The organism is Pseudomonas sp. YuFO20 (assembly GCF_035064975.1).
Taxonomy (GTDB): Bacteria; Pseudomonadota; Gammaproteobacteria; order Pseudomonadales; family Pseudomonadaceae; genus Aquipseudomonas; species Aquipseudomonas putida_AE.
The window spans coordinates 16,596-35,184 of the sequence record NZ_JAXDEO010000052.1 but is presented as its reverse complement, the minus strand read 5'-3'; the positions used below and the strand labels follow the sequence as shown (position 1 = coordinate 35,184).

The 18,589-nt window shown below is 60.6% G+C and carries 14 protein-coding genes and 1 pseudogene; 7 read left to right on the top strand and 8 right to left on the bottom strand.

Annotation, left to right across the window (positions count from 1 at the left end; translation table 11 throughout):
- Positions 1-12 precede the first annotated feature (12 nt).
- Positions 13-5,067 (bottom strand): trifunctional serine/threonine-protein kinase/ATP-binding protein/sensor histidine kinase, encoded by a 5,055-nt coding sequence (locus SOP85_RS24560; protein ID WP_323628513.1) that lies wholly within the window; start codon positions 5,065-5,067, stop codon positions 13-15.
- Between the two features lie 348 nt (positions 5,068-5,415).
- Between SOP85_RS24560 and SOP85_RS24555 the strand changes: the two genes are divergently transcribed.
- The 3 genes from SOP85_RS24555 to tspO all read left to right on the top strand — a co-directional run bounded on the left by SOP85_RS24555 (position 5,416) and on the right by tspO (position 7,450).
- A complete protein-coding gene (locus tag SOP85_RS24555) occupies positions 5,416-6,408 on the top strand; it encodes a response regulator (RefSeq protein ID WP_323609059.1) in 993 nt (330 codons plus the stop codon).
- 44 nt (positions 6,409-6,452) lie between these two features.
- Positions 6,453-6,818 carry a response regulator transcription factor gene (locus SOP85_RS24550; protein WP_274077822.1) on the top strand — a complete coding sequence of 122 codons (366 nt, stop codon included), beginning with the start codon at positions 6,453-6,455 and terminating at the stop codon, positions 6,816-6,818.
- 191 nt (positions 6,819-7,009) lie between these two features.
- Complete coding sequence (gene tspO, locus SOP85_RS24545) at positions 7,010-7,450, top strand: tryptophan-rich sensory protein TspO (RefSeq protein WP_274077823.1); 441 nt, start codon at positions 7,010-7,012, stop codon at positions 7,448-7,450.
- A gap of 6 nt (positions 7,451-7,456) precedes the next feature.
- Here the strand turns inward: tspO and gabP are convergent, their stop codons facing one another.
- The 4 genes from gabP to SOP85_RS24525 form a co-directional block, all read right to left on the bottom strand.
- Complete coding sequence (gabP, locus tag SOP85_RS24540) at positions 7,457-8,857, bottom strand: GABA permease (RefSeq protein ID WP_323628505.1); 1,401 nt, start codon at positions 8,855-8,857, stop codon at positions 7,457-7,459.
- 148 nt (positions 8,858-9,005) lie between these two features.
- A complete protein-coding gene (locus tag SOP85_RS24535) occupies positions 9,006-9,845 on the bottom strand; it encodes an alpha/beta fold hydrolase (RefSeq protein ID WP_323628504.1) in 840 nt (279 codons plus the stop codon).
- Positions 9,846-9,985: 140 nt separating this feature from the next.
- Positions 9,986-10,522: a hypothetical protein gene (locus tag SOP85_RS24530; protein ID WP_414920315.1), complete on the bottom strand. Its 537-nt coding sequence runs from the start codon at positions 10,520-10,522 to the stop codon at positions 9,986-9,988.
- A 421-nt stretch (positions 10,523-10,943) separates the two neighbouring features.
- Positions 10,944-11,864, bottom strand: a complete 921-nt coding sequence (locus SOP85_RS24525; RefSeq protein WP_323628503.1) for a LysR family transcriptional regulator — start codon at positions 11,862-11,864, stop codon at positions 10,944-10,946.
- A 140-nt stretch (positions 11,865-12,004) separates the two neighbouring features.
- On the opposite strand from SOP85_RS24525, the gene SOP85_RS24520 reads away from it, so the two are divergent.
- On the top strand, positions 12,005-12,400 hold the full coding sequence (locus SOP85_RS24520) for a RidA family protein (protein WP_274077827.1): 396 nt from the start codon (positions 12,005-12,007) through the stop codon (positions 12,398-12,400).
- A gap of 77 nt (positions 12,401-12,477) precedes the next feature.
- On the opposite strand, the gene SOP85_RS24515 is transcribed toward SOP85_RS24520, so the two are convergent.
- Entirely contained in the window at positions 12,478-12,948 is a 471-nt protein-coding gene (locus tag SOP85_RS24515; protein WP_274077828.1) for a MarR family winged helix-turn-helix transcriptional regulator, read from the bottom strand.
- A gap of 292 nt (positions 12,949-13,240) precedes the next feature.
- Between SOP85_RS24515 and SOP85_RS24510 the strand changes: the two genes are divergently transcribed.
- From SOP85_RS24510 to SOP85_RS24500, 3 genes are all read left to right on the top strand, one after another.
- The gene (locus SOP85_RS24510) at positions 13,241-14,194 is read left to right on the top strand and encodes a PDR/VanB family oxidoreductase (protein ID WP_323628502.1); all 954 of its coding nucleotides are present in this window, start codon (positions 13,241-13,243) and stop codon (positions 14,192-14,194) included.
- Between the two features lie 33 nt (positions 14,195-14,227).
- Positions 14,228-15,295, top strand: a complete 1,068-nt coding sequence (locus SOP85_RS24505; protein ID WP_323628500.1) for an aromatic ring-hydroxylating dioxygenase subunit alpha — start codon at positions 14,228-14,230, stop codon at positions 15,293-15,295.
- Positions 15,296-15,480: 185 nt separating this feature from the next.
- Positions 15,481-16,722: an MFS transporter gene (locus SOP85_RS24500; RefSeq protein ID WP_323628499.1), complete on the top strand. Its 1,242-nt coding sequence runs from the start codon at positions 15,481-15,483 to the stop codon at positions 16,720-16,722.
- Between the two features lie 66 nt (positions 16,723-16,788).
- On the opposite strand, the pseudogene SOP85_RS31475 reads toward SOP85_RS24500, so the two are convergent.
- Together SOP85_RS31475 and SOP85_RS24495 are read right to left on the bottom strand one after the other, a co-directional pair.
- Positions 16,789-16,885: pseudogene (locus SOP85_RS31475) on the bottom strand (alpha/beta fold hydrolase); the annotation flags it as partial.
- 57 nt (positions 16,886-16,942) lie between these two features.
- Positions 16,943-18,586, bottom strand: coding sequence for an arylsulfatase (locus SOP85_RS24495; RefSeq protein ID WP_323628498.1), 1,644 nt, complete (start codon positions 18,584-18,586; stop codon positions 16,943-16,945).
- Between the last annotated feature and the right edge of the window lie 3 nt (positions 18,587-18,589).

Below are 18,589 nucleotides of genomic sequence, written 5' to 3'. Positions count from 1 at the left end.
TGCGGCCTTTTTTCATCCGGCGCTGGCCGGTGCCAGGGGCAAGTTGAAGCAAATTCGCGCACCCTGCTCGCTGTCCTGAACCACCAATGTCCCGCCATGCGCACCGATCACCGACCTGCAGATGGCCAGGCCCATTCCCATGCCGCTACCTTTGGTGGTGAAGAAGGCATCGAAGATCTGCTCGCGCTGGTGTGCGTCAATTCCGGGGCCGTTGTCCTGGAAGCAGACCTGGACATGAGCGTCCTTTACCACTGAGCCGATGATGATGCGTCCATTGGGCAACCCTGCTCCGGCGATGGCATCCAGCGCATTGGTGATCAGGTTGAACACCACCTGCTGGATCTGCACCTCGTCGACCGACACCGGGCATTGCGCCTCAAGCCGGGTCTCCAGGCGCACATTGCGGTTCGCCGGGTCGGTGGCGGTCAGGCGCACGACCTCTGCGATCAAGTGATCGATTTGCACCGGTAACCGTTGCAACGGAGCCTGTTTGGCGAGTGCACGAAGTGCCTGGACTATGTCCGCGGCGCGAGCGCTGTCCGAGCGAATGTCTTCCAGCCCCTGAATCGCCTCCTCCAGATCGGGCTGGTCACGCTTGAGCCAGCGCAGACTGGCCGAGGCGTTGGACACAATGCCCAGCAGCGGCTGGCTGATTTCATGGGCAATCGAAGCAGAAAGCTCGCCCATGACCTTGAGGTGCGAGCTACGCGCCAGTTCCGCGCGAGAACTGCGCAAGTCCGCCTCCATTTGTGCGTGTAGCCGGTTATCCTCGACCAGCTGTTCATACAGCTTGGCGGTTTGCAGTGACACCGCGGCCGCAGAGGCGAGAATTTCCAGCATGGTCAGGCGCTGGGCGTTGAACAGCTTGGGGACCAGGCTATTTTCCAGATAGACCAGGCCGACCAACAGGCCTTGTTTGAGCAACGGCAGGCACAACACCGACCGCACCTGGCGCCGTTGCAGATCGCTGCTGTAGGCCTCGGGACAATCGGCCCGGGCATCGTCGAGCAGCAGGGTCGTGCGCGTGCGCATCGTGGCGTTGAGCACCGAGGCCGGCGCCATCGCTTCGAGCGGTTGTGCGCAGTCCAGAGTGACCCGCACACTGCCGGCTTCGACCGAAGCCGTCGCAGCCAGTTGCAGTTCGGCGCCGTTGACCATCATCAGCACGCCATTGTCGGCACCGGCCTGAATCATCAAGTGATTCATCAGGGTTTCGACCAGTCGCTCGTGCAGAACCTCCTGCGACAGTGCACGCGCCGCTTCGATCCCCACTTCAAGATCGAGGCGGGCCTGGGTCATTGGCCGGACCGGTTCGAACGATGGCTGCGCACTCAAAAACGGGTGCAAGGTTTCCAATAGGCGTGCCTTGCTGTTGGCGCCCCAAAGGTCGTAGCAATCGCGCGCGACACGCAGGTGGTAATTGGCACCCGACACCAGCCCGTTGGGTAGGCAGATATCGGCCAGCTGTTCATGGGCCAGCGCCTGCTCATGGATGAAACCTGCCGCCGCTGCAGCGATCTGCGACTGATCGAAACAACGGATAGCGACCAGTTCCTGACCACGCAAACGGGCGATGACTCCCTCGATCAGCAGCAGTTTGTTGCGGAAGGTTATCGGGTTGAGTTCGACCCAGGGCAGGAAGCGCAGGCGTTGCCGCTCGAGTTTTTCCAGTTTTTCCGTCACCTCGCCCGGCGCTTGCGCACTACCCAGGGACAGGCTGTAGAACAGGTAGTAATCGGCGAGATTGATATGCGCCGGGATGGACCAGGCGAGCGCGGCGGCTTCTTCGAAACGTCTTAATGCGTAAGGGATATCGCCAAAATAAAACGCCGACATGCCTGAATACAGCCACGACCAGAACAACGTCGGCTGCGACACACGGGCACGGTCGATGGGGCCGAAACGGTCATGCTCGATGCCATCCAGTTCGGCCAACGGTCGATGGAGGCGCCCGTCACGCAGATCGGTGGCGAAAGCCTGTTGCGCCAGCAGGATACGCTCGATATCGATGTAATGAAATTGCCGTACCCACGCCAACCCATGCTCCAGTTCGTTCAACACCCCTTGCAAGGGTTCGCCCATGAACAGCAGGTCGGAACCGATGTGGTTGCAGGCGTAACAGGACATGCCCAGGTCGCCGCCGGCCTGGCCGCACTCGAATGCGGCGAACGCCTTCTGTCGAGCGTACGCCATCGGTCGGGTCCACGGGCTGACTTGATCGAGCGCCACCAGCGTGCCTGTGCGCCCGGCTTCGTAGCCTTGCTTGTCGGTGATTTCAAGCGCCACTTCGGCGAAGGCCTGCCCGTCCACATATTCGCCATAACGTTCGGCAATCATCACGCCAAACCAGGCAAAACCGTAACCGCTGCCTGACGTGGTGCCATGCAGCAGTGTGAGTTCGACCATTTTTGCCAAATGCAGAAAACGAATGTCGTCGTCGACGAAGAACGAAGAAATCAACGTACTGAGCAACTCCATGGCCGCTTCGACAGACGGGTCATCGGCCTTGGGCAAATGCACCAGATCGGCGATGCGGCGTGAGCCTACATACTCACGAACCTGGGTAAATGCCAGGGTCAAATCGTCCTGCGAGGGCCTGCGCTGAAGGGGAATATCGAGCAAGGCCAGACCGTTCAGCGCCTCGGTGATCGCCCCCTCGTAATCGGAGTGCAGCGTGCGCAAGGTGGCCCGTAACCGGTAGGTCTTCGCGCGGTCGAGCACTGTGGTGGCCTGGGTGAGGCAATCGTCGAGGCGGCGCCGGGCGCCTTCCAGATCGGCCAGGAGCATGTCGCACTCGGCAGCCAGCCATTGGGTGGCAAACGCCTGCCTGTAGAGGCTCGACCAACCTGTCTGGCCGAGCAGGCTCTCGGCCGTGCGAAGATAGCCCACGGCCTGCTCGACAGCGGCGGTGTCGCGGGCGCGTTCAGCGGCTTCGACCAACAGCTCGACGAACGCCGCCCGGCGATGCGCCTGCAGTTCATCGGCTTCAATGCGCTGGACCTGACTGGCGATTTCGAACACACGCTCATGGATCTGCTTGCCACAATGATCAAGCATGGCGCCAGCGATACGCGCATGCTCGGCGGCGCGTCCCGCTGACGCCGCAAGCTGACAGGCCGCCTCAAGCACACGGTCATGGGGAAACACCAGTTGCTCGCGTTCACGCAACAGAAAACCTCCATCGACCAGGCTTTGCACATCACGGGTGATTTGCTGCGGCTCACACGGCAACAGCCGATGCAGCAGTGACACATCACAGCGTCCGCCGATGTAACCGGCCGTGCGCAGCACTTCGCGCTCCATCGGTGACAGGCGCTCGAGTCGCAATACCATCAAGTCCGCGACGTTGTCGGCGTAGCGATAACCGTCCACGTCCTGTTGATTCCAGACCCAGCGGCGCCCCTGCACGTCAAAGCGCACCAGATGCTCATCGATCAATGCGCGCAACACCTGGCTGACGAACAGAGGGTTGCCGGCCGTCTTGTAATGCACGACTTGCGCCAGGGCCGCAATCTCCCTGGTTTCGGTGTCCAGTTCAGCGGCGATCAGCTGCGCGACAGCGGCCACCGACAATGGCCCCAGCATGACGCTTGCACAAGGCAAAGATTGCTCGCGGCCCAGCACCTCCAGCACTCCCCCTTCGCGCTCGAGAGCCTGCGTCTGCGCCTCGCGATACGCCAGTATCAGCACCAGATGCCTGGGCCGCCGATCGACGAAGGCCTGCAAAAACGACAGCGTCGAATCATCCGCCCATTGCACATCATCCACGAACAGCACCAGGGGACATCCCGGCTGAGCGAAGACTTCCAATACATCGAGCAGGGTCCGGTTGGCGCGATCGAGCGCATGTCGGGCCGGCATGTTCGGCAGCTCAGGTGTGACCCCGATGACCAGCTCGGCCTCGGGCGCCAGTTCCACCAGAAGCCTGCCCCGCCCCTTGAGCCGTTCGACCAGTTGCTCGCCCAGCGTCTGCAGCTCCAGAGCCGGCTTGCCCAGCAACTGGGTCATCAGCGACTTGAGGATTTCTGCCAAGGGCGCAAATGGAATTTCCTGCTGCAACAGATTGCTCTTGCCGCTGGCCCAGTAGCCTGGCGCCAGGGGCCGGACACCCTGATGTATCAGCGTCGACTTTCCGGCGCCCGGCGCTCCACCGACCAGCAGGACCCGGGCAACGCCATCGCGACCCACCTGATCCATCAGCTCGACCAACTGCGTGCGTTCGGCCTCTCGACCGAACAGCACATCGCCGCGGGCCGAGGCAGGCAACACATCGATCGCGCCCAGGCGGAACGCGTCGATACGCTCATGTTCCAGCCACTGCTGTTGGCACCAGGCCAGATCTACGGCCATTGATTCGGCACTCTGGTAGCGGGCACCCGGTTCTTTCGCCAGGCCTTTGAGCAGCACTCGGCAGATGCCTTCCGGCAGATCGGTGACATGAATCGCCGGTGATTCAGGCTGGACAGCGGCATGCACGTGCAGCCATTGGGCCGGGTCGCGAGCAGTGAGCGGCAGGCGGCCGGTCAGTGCCTGATAAAGAATCGCGGTCAGCGCGTAGATATCGCTGCGCGCATCAAAACTGGCGGCATCGCGTCGTACCTGCTCGGGGGCCAAATAAGGCCATTGCTCCAGGTCGGGAAGTTCAACGGCGGGCGCCTCCCCGGCATGGTTGTGAACACTCAGCAGCCTGACCGAGTCGGCCGCATCCACCACCAAGTGGTGGGGTAGCAGGCTGGCATGTCGCACACCCCTCTTCTGGGCGCCCGCCAGTGCGTTGGCCGCGGCTACGGCGATACCCAGCAAGCGTGCCAGTGGCAGCCCTGTGTCACTGATCAAATCAGTCAGCGGCACCCCGGACGCGGGATAGATCAACAAAGGCCCCTCGGCCGAGCGGATGAACGCGACAGGGGCAATCGCCCAGGCCGGATCCAGACGCAAGTGAAACTCGCGTTCCAGCCGCTGACATAGGGAAGGCCGCTGGATCGGCGCTCGGGCGGCGAGCCAGCGTGTGCCCGATGGACGATCCTGGAGCGCGAACCAGGTCAGGTCGTTTTCCCTGCGCACCAGGGTGAAGGTGCATCGCTCAAGCCAGGCTTCATCGTGTACGACATCAAGAATGTGCAAACCGGATGCTGAGAGAGAGCTGCTGGGCATGAACAATCACCGCTGAAGATTCGGGCTGAGCCGGTGAGTATACGCAAGGCTCTGGCCCGGGGGCTGCGCTTGAGCGATCCTGTCCGTTATCGGCATCAGGATGGCAGTCGAGGGCCCCCCGGCCTGTAGTTTTTTGCCTACCGGAATCGCTGCGTGTTATCCCTCGGGATAATTGCATTATGCGAGGCCCTCCCCTAGCGTGTAGCCCTGATGAAACGACGTTGCGGCGTCACTCCCCGTCAACGCAGTGCAGAGGTACCTATGATCCGACTCGGCCAGGCCACTATTTCCCTGGAACGGCGTGAAGCCTTTCTTGATGGACGGCCGCTGCGTGTCGGGGGCCGGGCATTCGAAATCCTCTCGGTGCTGTTGCAAGCCGATGGCCGAATCGTCAGCAAGGATGAATTGATCACACAGGTCTGGCCTGACACCGTCGTCGAGGAAAACAATCTCCAGGTGCAGATCTCCTCGCTGCGCAAGTTGCTTGGAGAAAAAGAGTTCATCCAGACGGTCCCGCGCCGAGGTTACCGATTATTGAAAGAACGTGAATCGCCCCTGCCCCTGTTCCATCCGGTATCTCCGGTCACCAATGCGTCCGAGGATCAGGAGAAGATCGATCCTGACAGCGTGCCGGTGTACATCGTGGATGATGAAGCGTCCGTACGCACAGCACTCAGTCGTTTGCTGCGGGCCGAAGGCATCGCACACCGGATATTCACCTCGGCCGAAGAATTGCTCAATGCTGACCTCGACATTGGCCCCGCCTGCCTGTTGCTGGACATCAGCCTGCCCGAGGCGACAGGCCTGGAACTGCAATCGACACTCGGACAACGCGGACATCCGTGGCCGGTGATTTTCATGACAGGGTTCGGCACCATCCCGATGTCGGTGCAGGCCATGAAAGCGGGAGCGGTCGAGTTCATGACCAAACCTTTCAACGACGAGCAGTTACTCGATACCCTGCGCACCACCCGTCAGCGTGCAGCGATGGCATTCGAGCTATGGCGGCGCATTCAGGCCGCCCGTAAAAAAGCCGCTCTGTTGACCCCCCGTGAGTGCGAAGTGCTGCCACTGATCGTGGAGGGTCTGTCCAACAAACACATCGCCAATCGGCTGGGTACCAGCGAAATCACCGCCAAGGTCCATCGCAAACACATCATGGAGAAAATGCAAACGCGCTCGCTGGTGAGCCTGGTCAGCCTGTATGGGTTGATTAGCGCAGAGCCGACGTCTGGCCCGCAGAGTCCTGCATGACTACCCACAATGATTGCGCCGCACCCGGGTCATCGGTCAGCGCCATGATCATCGTCTGTATCGTGGACGACGATGCGTCCGTTCGCAAAAGCCTGGCCAATCTGCTGCGGTCGGCGGGATACCGCTCTCGGGTATTCACTTCGGGAGAGGAGTTCCTGGCCCTCGAAAACTTCGATGAGATCGCATGCCTGCTGCTGGATTTGAAGATGAACGGACTGTCAGGGATCGAGGTCATGCACGCGCTGACGCTCAAAGACAGTAGATTTCCAGTGATTTGCATGTCGGCACACTGGGATGAAGCGACACTGGCCGAAACCAGCCGCTATGAGCCCATCGAATGTTTGCGCAAACCCTTCAGCGGCGAAGCTTTGCTGAGTGCGGTCGAGTCTGCGCTTCAATGTGAGCGTTGAAAGTCTCTGATGCTGCCGCAAGTCAACCGGCCAAGGCTGCGTCCGCAGTAAGCCCGGTAGAGAAAGGCAAACTTCAGTTGGAATATTCCAGCCTCAATCCAAACTTTTCCCTTCGCCGGGCGTCCCTTGTTTAAGACAGGCCGACATGGCCTGTCTACCCCGGACAACTGACCCTCAGCCAAGGACTTGTGATGACTTTTTTCATTTTCCTTCTCGCCTGCGCCGCTGCCGCCAGCACTGGCATCCTGTTCAAACCGGGCCAGTGGTACGAATCCCTGGTCAAACCCGGCTTCACGCCGCCCAATTGGGTGTTTCCCCTCGCCTGGACGACCATCTACCTGCTGCTCGCCTGGGGCGGATACCGGATGACCTTGATACCGGGTAGCCAGGTGGTGCTGGCGTTATGGGCGGCGCAGATTGCGCTGAATACGCTGTGGACGCCGGTGTTCTTCGGCGCGCACCACCTTCTCGCCGCCATGCTGATCCTGGCACTGCTCTGGCTGGTGGCCGTGGCAATGGTGGTAATGGCAGTGCGGCTCGATGTCATCACTGGCCTGATCTTCTTTCCTTACGTTGCCTGGCTGTGTGTAGCGGCCGCGTTGAATTTTTCCATCTGGCGCAATAACCGCTGATGCCACCTAGCCCAACGAAGTCGCCCTTTCAGGTTGTGTTGGGTGCCGGGATGTCACCAGGCCGATAAAGGAAATCGCCAGCGCCAGGCCGATGGTGGTGCTCACTTCGGTGCGGTGCTCGGGGGTGATCATCATCACCGCCAGCGCTGCGCAAATGAACACAATCACCAGCCAGGTCAGCCAGGGAAACAGCCACATGCGAAAGGTCAGCTCGACCTTCTGCCGACGCAACATCCGCCGCATGCGCAACTGCGACACGGCAATGGCCAGGTACACCAGCAAGGCGATGGCGCCTGAACTGGCAAGCAGGAATTCAAACAGCCCGGCGGGCATGAAGTAGCTCCACACGGTGATCGCCGCGCCCAGCACGGTGCTGGCGATGACTGCTGCCCGCGGCACGCCTTCGCTGGAGGTCGCCTTCAGCGCTTTCGGCGCATCGCCACGCTTACCCAGCGAGTAGAGCATGCGCGAGGCAATGTAGATCGAGGAGTTCATGCAACTGGCCACGGCGATCAGCACCACCACGTCCACCATGAACTTGGCGTGGGGAATGTTCATGATTTCCAGGGCCCGCTGGTAGGAGCCCACGGAAGCCAGCAGCGGATCGTTCCAGGGCACCACGGAGATGACCACGAAAATCGACAACAGGTAGAACACGCCGATGCGCCAGATCACCGAACGCGTGGCCTTGGCAATGTTCTGCGAGGGATTGTCGGATTCGGCGGCGGCGATAGTTACGGCCTCGGTGCCGATGAAGCTGAACATGATGGTGATGAAGGCGCCCACCACCGCCGACAGGCCGTTGGGGGCGAACCCGCCGTGTTCGGCCATCAAGCCGCTCAAGCCGCTGACCTGCCGATCGGGCACCCAGCCCATCAACACGGCAAATCCCACGCCGATGAAACCGATGATCGCCACCACCTTGGCCATGGCGAACCAGAATTCGAACTCGCCGTACTTGGAGACACTGAACAGGTTGGTGATCACCAACGCAATGATCGACGCCAGGGCGAACAGCCAGGCATCGATCTGGGGAAACCATTGGTTCAGCACATGGCCGGCGGCCAGTGCTTCGATAGGGATCACCAGCACCCAGAACCACCAGTAGAGCCAACCGATGGTGAAGCCGGCCCAGCGCCCGATGGCCTGGTCGGCATAGGTCGAAAATGACCCGGTATCGGGATTGGCCACCGCCATTTCCCCGAGCATGCGCATGACCAGCACCACCAGCAGGCCGGAGAACAGATAGGCCAGCAATACGGCCGGACCGGCCGCCGCAATGGCATGCCCCGAGCCTACGAACAATCCGGCGCCGATGATGCCGGCGATGGAAAGCATGGTGACGTGACGAGGCTTGAAGCCCTGCGCCAATTGGCCGTTCGAATCCTTGGAACTCGGGCTTGTCATTGTGTGCACCGCGGCAAAAGATGCGCCACCTTACCCGGCTTTTCCGCCAAATCAGTTACCTGATCACGCCGCCTCCGTGTCTGATCTCGACACGGGCGAGCTATTCGTTCACGGCCAAGACTCGTCGGTCAATTAGCTGGCATCGCAATCAATTGCGCTCGGACGGCTGCAGGCGTGGCTTGTACATGCCGTTGGCGATCATCAGCGCAGGCTCTTCATCGTCGTGCTGCTGGCTGAGGAATTCGCGTATCGCTTCGGCGGTTCGCCTGGCGCTGGTCACCACGAAAAAATGCCCCTCGCCCTGCAGGACGTACAATTCGGCACGGCGGATGGCGCGGCGCAGGATGTGCGCGTTGTACAGCCGTACCAGGGTGTCGCGTTCGCCGGTGAGAATCAGCGTGCGCTGGCGCAGACGGAACAGCCGCAGCAGGCTGGTCCAGCCGATCAGGGCGGCTAGCTGGTGGTAATAGGTCCGCGGGTTGGCCGTGAGCATGCCGTTCACCACACCGAAGCGCAGCAGCGTCTGTAGCGAATTGCTCGAGCCTTCCTGCTTGCCCGGTTTGACACGTTTGCTACTGCGAAAAAAATCCAGGATATCGGCGGGCTTCACCAGCATCGCCGGGCCGGCGGAGGTCGCGGCAAGGATCAGCCGACGCACCATGCCCGGGTAACGCAGGGCGAATTCCTGCGCCAATGCACCGCCCCAACTCACACCGAACACATCGACCTGTTCGATCCCCAATTGCTTGAGCATCTCGGCGATCAGGTCGGCATGGCGCGGCAGACGCATCGGCCTGCGGGGCATTTGCGATTTTCCGACCCCGGGCACATCCAGCGTAATGGTCCTGTAGCCCACCAGTTCGTCGCGCAGGGGATCGAAGGTACGGATCAAACCACCCAGGCCGTTGAGCAAGAGCAGCGGTGAACCTTGGCCGCGGATTGAAACGTTCAACTGCAAATCTTGAATGGTCAACTTGTGTGTTGTCATGGATTCCCCCCTGGCGTGCCTCATGGATCTCAATGGCAGTAACAACACCCTCGACGGTTATGGGGCCTTTCATTGGCGCTGTCCAGGTCGATCTTCAAGTCGTGGGCACTGATGATCTTGAGCATTGAAATCTTCCCCGCTCAGGCGCCTGGGTTTGAAACTTGAATGAAGATCGACCAGGCCCCGAGCAGTATCCAGAATGTGGTAAAGATCCATGGCGTACGCACCGAAAACAACAAGGCTTTGCGGTAGCCTTTATGCGTGGACTCTCGTTCGGAAAACAAAGGGGATTCGTCGTAGGCCAATCCCATCAGCGGCTCACTGCGCAGCAGCTCGCTCTGCTTGAAATACCAGTGATCGATAATGTCATAGGCCGCGCGAATGCCGGGCCAGGCATTCAGGGAACTGAGCACCCCAAACAATGCCAGAAACGGGGGTACCACCAACGTGAACAGCTTGCCCCACTCGGGGTTCAGATTGGCCATGCAGGAAGCAAAGGCAATCACCAGAAAGGACTGTGCGGCCAGGTAAGCGTCCGTCCGATTGGCGAGGATACTGGTCTCGTACTGAATCTCCCTTCGGTAGAAATCCAAGCGTTCTTTGGGCGAGCCAAACATCTTTGCGTTGTGCTCGCTCAGCTCGGTTTGATCGATGTGAGAGGTCAGGATTTTCGGCACGATGGTTTCACTCTGATCGGTTGGTACGGTGGCCATTTCATCTGAAGGTGATGAGCCTGAGAAAATTTTCTAAAGATTCTTCAAATTCGACGAGCGGCACGGCGTACTGCCACTCGGGCATTTACTTCACCAGTCGTCGCTCGATCCTTCGCTGAGCCAAACTTACACAACGCAAACGCTCTCTACATCGCGCGGAAAAACCAGCGGCCCAGAAGCGCCATGTCGCGATTTTTTAAGGAATGGGTCAAGGAACCTGATTTTCAAACCGGGAAGGCCGCCGCTTAAAGTCGTCTCCAGGCCTCAAGCCGAGAAATACGGGATCAGTGACGTGACATGGCGTGAGACAGCCACCTTGAGCTGGACAGAGGTGGCCACTTGATGAGCCTGAAAGCCTGCATAGGGCCAAAAGCCCCCTCCACCCTCAACCCCGTCCAACCACCGGCGCATGCTCGGCCATCAATTCCATGACCCAGTCGATGAATACCCGCACCTTGGCGCTGACATGGCGATTGGGCGGGAATGCCAGGTACATCGGCATCGGTGCCATGTGCCAGTCCTCAAACAGTGGCAGCAGCTCGCCGCTGACCACGTGCGGTTTGGCCATGTACTGCGGTAGCCAGAGCGTGCCCAGACCCGCCAGACCTGCGGCGAGGTAGGCATTGCCGTCGTCGACCGTCAGCTGCGGGCGGCCCTGGGCCTCGATGCGTTCCTCGCCCCGCTGCATCGCGTAGGGCAAGGCTTTGCCTGTACGAAACCAGAGAAAGCCGACGGTACTGTGCCCGCCCTCCTCCAGCTCACGTGGGTGCGTCGGCGTACCGCAGCGCTGCAGGTAGCCCGGCGCGGCATAGATACCGAGTTGCAGGTCGCCCACATGCCTTGCCACCAGGGACTGATCGGTGATCTCGCCGCCACGCAACACGCAGTCGACGTTTTCGCCAATGATGTCGACGATTCGATCGCTCACGCCCACGGTCAGCTGGATTTCCGGGTAGCGTGCAAAGAACCCAGGCAAGGCGGGTATCAGCAGCATTCGCGCCAGCGGACTGGGCACATCCACCCGCAGCCGCCCGCGCGGTGTCATCGACGCGCTGGACAGGCTGGTCTCGGCGTCGTCCATATCGGCCAGCAGCCGGGTGACGCGCTCGTAGTAGGCCGCGCCATCGGCGGTGACGTTGACCTTGCGTGTGGTGCGGTTGAGCAGGCGCACGCGCAGCCGCGCTTCCAGTTGCTGGACGAGCTGCGTCACGCTGGTCTTGCTCATGTGCAGGGTGGCTGCCGCCTTGGTGAAGCTGCCGGTTTCCACCACTCGGGCGAAGGCCTGCATCGCATCGAAACGGTCCATTTCACGCCTCACTCGGGTCTGGATAGTTTGGATTCTACAAACAGTCATGACCAGAGTTGCTTGTTTATCCAGGTCGGCCGACTTTCTACAGTAGTTCCATCATCAGCAACGGGCCACGATGGCCCCGAAGGAGCTATGCAATGACCATTGAACGTGATGTCGTTTTCCCGCCTGATCGCCATGCACTGTACGAACTGCACCGCTACTCGCCGGCGATTCGCTCCAACGGTTTTCTGTTCGTATCCGGTCAGGTCGGCAGCCGCAAGGATGGCTCGGCCGAGCCGGACCTCGCGGCGCAGGTGCGCCTGGCCTTCACCAATCTCAACGCGATCCTGGCCGAGGCCGGCAGTAGTTTCGAGGATGTGGTCGACACGACCATCTTCATGGTCGAGCCCGACTCGACATTCGAAACCATCTGGGAGGTAGCGGCCGAGTACTGGGGCGAAGCGCCCTACCCGACGGCGACCGCTATCGGCGTGACCTGGCTGTCCGGCTTCGACTTCGAGATCAAGGTGATTGCCAAACTACCGCAATAGACCCGACTCAGTCCCTCCTCCGATCGCCAAAGGAAACAGTTTGTTTTTTCCAGAGAACGCTATTCGTTCACGCGGACTCAAGCGTCGACTGGATCGTAATCGTTCACGTTGGCGACCTGGGCATGCAGGCGGCCCAACAACTCGATCAACGTGTCCACTTCCGAGGCTGAGAGCCCACTGAGCAACCGCCGTTCGCGTTCCAGTGCAACCTTGAGCACCCGCTCATGCAGCGCTTTGCCACTGTCAGTCAGGCTGACGGTGTAGCGCCGTGCATCCTTGGAATCGACCTGGCTGCAAATGTGCCCGGCCACTTCCAGCGATTGCAGTGAACGGCTGACCGCACTCTTGTCGAGGCCGATCGTCTGACAGATTCGATTGGCGGTGATGTCGTTTTCCACGGCGAGCATCGAGAGCATTCGCCACTCGACCACACCGATGCCGAAATGCTTGCGATAGCACTGCGACGCCCCCGAGGAGAGCTTGTTGGACAGGAAATTCAACAGCGCGGGGACATAACGCGTCAGGTTCAGCTGGGATTCTGCGGACATTGAGCAAACACCTTGGATCGGCGGGTCTTGGAATATTAGTTGACACCGCAACTAAATAATCGGAGGATTTCCCTACCGAACGTCACGGGCGATGATTCGCATGATAGGCCGTCGCCCTGACTCATAAAAATAATTATCAGGTCCTGGTCATGAACCCCTTCACTCTCATCGCCTTCGCGTTGCCCAAGCAAACGATCGTCCTCCACGCGCCAGCGCCCGGCTGACCTGCCTCCCTGGCCAATGCTCTAACCCAGTTTTTTTCAGCAGCCACTTCAGTGTGGAGGGACAAGTCATGCTTCAAGTCAACGTCACCCGCAAAGCCGACGAAGCCGAAGGTATCTGCAGTTTCGAATTATGTGCCGCGGACGGCAGCACGCTACCGGTGTTCGAAGCCGGTGCCCACATCGACGTTCACATTGCCGACGGCCTCACCCGGCAGTACTCCTTGTGCAACGATCCCAGGGAGCGCCATCGCTACCTGATCAGCGTGCTCAAGGACCCGAACTCCCGTGGCGGCTCCAAAGCCATGCACGAGCAGATACGGTCAGGGCAAACGCTGACCATCAGTGCTCCGCGCAACCTTTTCTCGCTGGAGCACTCAGCCAGCCGACACCTGCTGTTTGGCGGTGGCATCGGCATCACGCCCATGCTGGCCATGGCCTATGAGCTTTCGCACCAGGGCGCCGACTTCGAGTTGCATTACTGCTTTCGATCCAGCGACCGCGCGGCGTTCGTTGCGCTGCTGGCGCAGACGCCTTTCGCCGATCGCATCAAGCTTCACGACGACAGCGGCTCGCACATCCAGAAGCTGGATGCACCCGCCTTGCTCGCCACACCCGACGCCGGCACCCACCTTTATGTGTGCGGACCGGGCGGTTTCATGAACTACATCCTCGACGCTGCGCAGAACGCGGGCTGGTCCCAGGACCGCGTACACAAAGAGTTCTTCGCCGCAGAACCTGTCGATCAAAGCGCCAATGCCCCCTTCGAAGTCGAGCTGGCACGCAGCGGCCGGGTCTTTCAGATTCCTGCCGAACGTACGGTGTTCGAAGTGCTGGACGAGGCCGGTATCGAGATCGAGTCATCCTGCGAGCAAGGCGTCTGCGGTACCTGCGTAACCCGGGTTCTGAAGGGCATACCCGAGCACCGGGACCAGTTTCTGACAGTGGCTGAACAGGCCGCCAACGACCGCTTTACCCCCTGCTGCTCTCGCGCCAGATCATCGCGCCTGGTGCTGGATCTCTGAATCGAACAACAACATGAAACCTGGAGAACACCCATGAACATCCAGTCGCTTGCCGAAGAAATTGCAGCGCCGGCCTTGCCTGACTTTCCCCTGAACCAGTGGTACGTCGCTGCGCTGGGTTGGGAGTTGAAGGACAAACCCGTGGGCCGCACGCTGCTCAACAAACCTGTCGTGCTGTTTCGCAAACCCAGTGGCGAGGTCGCCGCGCTGGAAGACCGCTGCTGCCACAGGGCACTGCCATTATCGAGCGGCACACTCGAAGAATCCGGCATTCGTTGCGGCTACCATGGCCTGCTGTACGATGAACGCGGAAAATGCGTCGAGATCCCTGGCCAGGACAAGATTCCGAGCAAGGCCAAAGTACCCGCCTACCACGTGCGTGAGCAGGACCAGATCGTCTGGATCTGGTTTGGCAGCGAGTCACAATCGGAGCCGACCTGCGAGCCGCCGACCTACCCTGTCCACAGCAGCGGCAAGTACCTGTTCGACGGCAACGTCTACCACTACGACGCGCCTTACCAGCTGATTCACGACAACCTGATGGACTTGAGCCATCTGGGTTATGTCCACCTGCGCACCATCGGCGGCAACGCCAGCATCCACATGAATGCCCGGATGAGTGTGGAAAGTGAAGGCGATGTGGTGCGGGTCGTGCGCCACATGCCGGACTCCGTTCCACCGCCCACGTACACGGCCGCCTACCCGTTCATAGGCACCGTGGACCGCTGGCAGGAAATCGAATTTCACGTCAGCCATCTGCGCATCTGGACCGGAGCGGTAAATGCCGGTACCGAGGACCTGGACGACCCCGATCGCGGTGGTTTCCATATGCGCGGATTCCACGGGGTCACACCCGAGACTGCAACCACCAGTCACTACTTCTGGACCATTGCCACCAACCCCGAAAGCGATCCGGAAGCCATCAAGGCCAAGGTGGTTGAGCAAACGATATTGACCTTCGATGAGGACAAGGTGGTGATCGAAGACCAGTACCGGAACATGTGCCGGTTTGGCGTGCGCCCGATGATCGACATCCATGTCGATGCCGGTGCCAATCGCGCCCGCCGCATCATCGAGCAACTGCGCCAATCCACTTCCTGAAGTACCCAGCGCACGCGTACCGATTAAGAGTGCGTGCGCATTTTCCGGGCCCTTGCATGCTCCACTGACTCACAAAAACAAGAAGGTATCGACATGTACTCACTGCAATCCCTGCTTTGGCGGGGTGGTTTCGGCTGCCCGTCGTTCATACCCACTGTCTATCCACAGCTTCGGAGCCTGACGCCATGAGCCAGTCGATAGGGCAACAGCTGGACGAAAAACCCATGGTCAGCTTCCAGTGGGGCGTGATTGCGCTCTGCTTTCTGATCAACATGCTCGATGGCTTCGATGTATTGGTGATGGCGTTCACCGCCGCTTCCATTTCCGCCGACTGGGGCCTGAGCGGCACTCACCTCGGCTACCTGCTCAGCGCCGGGCTGGTCGGCATGGCGATTGGCTCGCTGTTTATCGCGCCCTGGGCCGACCGCATCGGGCGACGGCCGCTGATCCTGCTGTGTGTCGGCATTGCCGGGCTGGGCATGCTGGCGTCATCCAGGGCGACCTCACCGGAAATGCTCGCCGTATTGCGCCTGATCACCGGACTTGGCATCGGTGGCATCCTGGCCAGCAGCTACGTCATCGCCGGGGAGTACGCCAACAAGAAGTGGCGCAGCCTGGCCATCAGCCTGCAATCCACGGCCTATGCACTGGGCGCCACGATCGGCGGCCTCATCGCGGCGCAGATCATCCCGTCCCTGGGCTGGCGTTCGGTGTTCTTTTACGGTGGCGTAGCGACGCTGCTGACCCTGCCCATCCTTGCATTCTGGTTGCCCGAGTCCCTGGCTTTCCTGCTGTCTCGCCAACCCCGGCGTGCGCTGGAACGTATCAATATCCTGCTCAAACGCGTGGCGATCACCTCGCTCGAGCGTTTGCCCGAGGTGTTGCAGGACGCCAGGAAACCGCTACGGGCGACCTTTGCAGAACTGTTCTCGCCAGCCCTGCTGCGCTCGACCTTGCTCGTCTGGTGCGCCTTCTTCCTGGTGATGTTCGGCTTCTACTTCGTCATGAGCTGGACGCCGAGGCTGCTGGTGTCGGCCGGCCTGTCGAATACGCAGGGAATGACTGGCGGCGTGCTGCTCAACGTCGGCGGCATTCTCGGCACTTCGCTGATCGGCCTGCTGGCGGCACGCTTTCGTCTGTCCCGGGTACTGATGGCTTACCTGGTGATCAACGCGGTACTGCTGGCAATCTTCGTGAAATTCACCACCCACCTGAACCTGGCCTTCGCCCTGGTCCTGCTGATCGGCATCTTTGTGAACGGCTGCGTCGCCGGGCTCTATGCCCTGACCCCAAGCATCTACAGCGCCACCCAGCGCGTCACCGGCCTGGGTACCAGTGCGTATTCGGCCGCCCGTGAGTGGGCCAACAAACCTGTGAGCTGGCTTGCCAGCGAAGAGGCCGGCACAGCCAACATCTCCTTCATCTGACACACCGCCTTCGCCGGCAAGCCGGCTCCTACAGATGTGTGCACATGCCCCTGCAGCTACTTGACTCCTGACGAAAGCGAGCAAGTCGGCGTTGGTGGTCGGCATACCGTGGGGGGTAGCCCGAGTAGGTTTTAAGCGTGCCGTTTTGCACCAGCTTGGCTGACCGTCAGGAAAAGTGTCTGCCCTCATGCATCCGTGCCGGTGCATGAGGGCAACCCGGTCAATGCGGTGGGAACACCACGCCGACCCGCTCGGCATACTTCAACCAGGCAGCCTTGAGCCGTTGCACCGTCTCGGGTTGGGCGGCCGCCAGGTCGGTGGTTTCGCCGCGGTCCTGGGCCAGATCGAACAATTGCCATCGCGGCGGCTGCGCGTTATCGCCAAAACCTGCTTGGGGACGCATGCCTAGCAGTTTCAGGTTTCCCTCGCGGTAATAGGCATTGCCAAACAGCTCGCCGGCCAGGCTATCGTCAATGTGCGGGCTGCCCTTGCCGGCAAGCATCGGCAGCATGGATTTGCCGGTAATCGGGTGTTTACCTGCGTCCGTTGGCGCTTCGATACCCGCCAGCTCGAGGAAGGTCGGCGCCAGGTCATCCACCCGCGCAACCCCGCGTTCCACACCCTGGCGACGCAGTGACTTGGGCAGTTGAACGATCGCCGGCACGCTGATGCCGCCTTCTGCGGTGGTGCCTTTGAACAGGTGGAAAGGTGCCGCGCTGACTTCAGCCCAGCGCAGGCCATAGTCGATCTGCGAACCCTTCTGCCCGAGGTTGGCATAGCTATTGTCGGTGTGTGGGCCCGGTGGATAGAACTGGGCGTGGTTCTCCCCTGCCGCGCCGTTGTCCGACATGAACATGATCAGCGTGTTGTCGTACTGTCCACTTTGCCGCAGGTAATCAACCAGGCGGCCAATGTTATGGTCGAGGTTGTCGACCATGGCGGCGTAGATTTCCATCTTCCGCGCCTCGACCTTTTGCTGCTCAGGGCTCAGTTGCTCCCAGCCCGGCAGCTTGGGATTCACCGGTAGCGGCTTCGCCGGTTGGGCATCGCCCGCCATCAGGCCGAGTTTTTTCATCCGTTCGATCCGCGCCAGCCGTACGCTGTCATAGCCCTGGTCAAACCGACCTTTGTACTTGTCCAGGTACACCTTCGGTGCTTGCAGCGGCCAGTGCGGCGAGGTGAACGCCGCATAGGCGAAAAACGGCTTGCCGTCCTTCTGGCTGTTTTGCAGGTAGCTGATCAGTTTGTCGGTGTAGAAATCGGAGGAATAGAAATTCTCCGGCAACTCCACGGCCTTGCCGTTTTCCCGATAGTGCACTTGTTCGATCCTGGCCGGGTCGACACTGGCGGGTTTGAAGTGCGACGAACCGCCCTCCAGCAAGGTAAACGACTGCTCGAAGCCACGCTGATCCGGTCCCTGGTCCGTCTCCAGACCCAGGTGCCATTTGCCGACCATGAGGGTGCTGTAGCCGCCCTGTTTCAGCAGTTCGGCGATCGAATAGGAACGTTGGTTCAGATAGCCCTCGTAACCCGGCTTGCCCCGTTGAAAGGGTTGCAAGGCTTCCGCCATGGTGCCGAGTCCGGCGAGGTGGTTGTCCGTGCCGGACATCAGCATCGAGCGGGTGATCGAACAGGTCGGCGCGGCGTACAGGTTGGTGAACTGCAAACCATCCCTGGCCAGTTGATCCAGGGTGGGCGTATTGATTTCGCCGCCATAGCTGCCCAGGTCGGAATACCCCAGGTCATCGGCCACGATCAGCAGGATATTGGGCTTTGCCGAGTCAGCGCTGGCCGCCATGGCCAGGCTGCTACTCACTGCCAGCACGGCCGTCAGTAAGGTTTGAGGCAGACGCAAAAGAGGCATGTG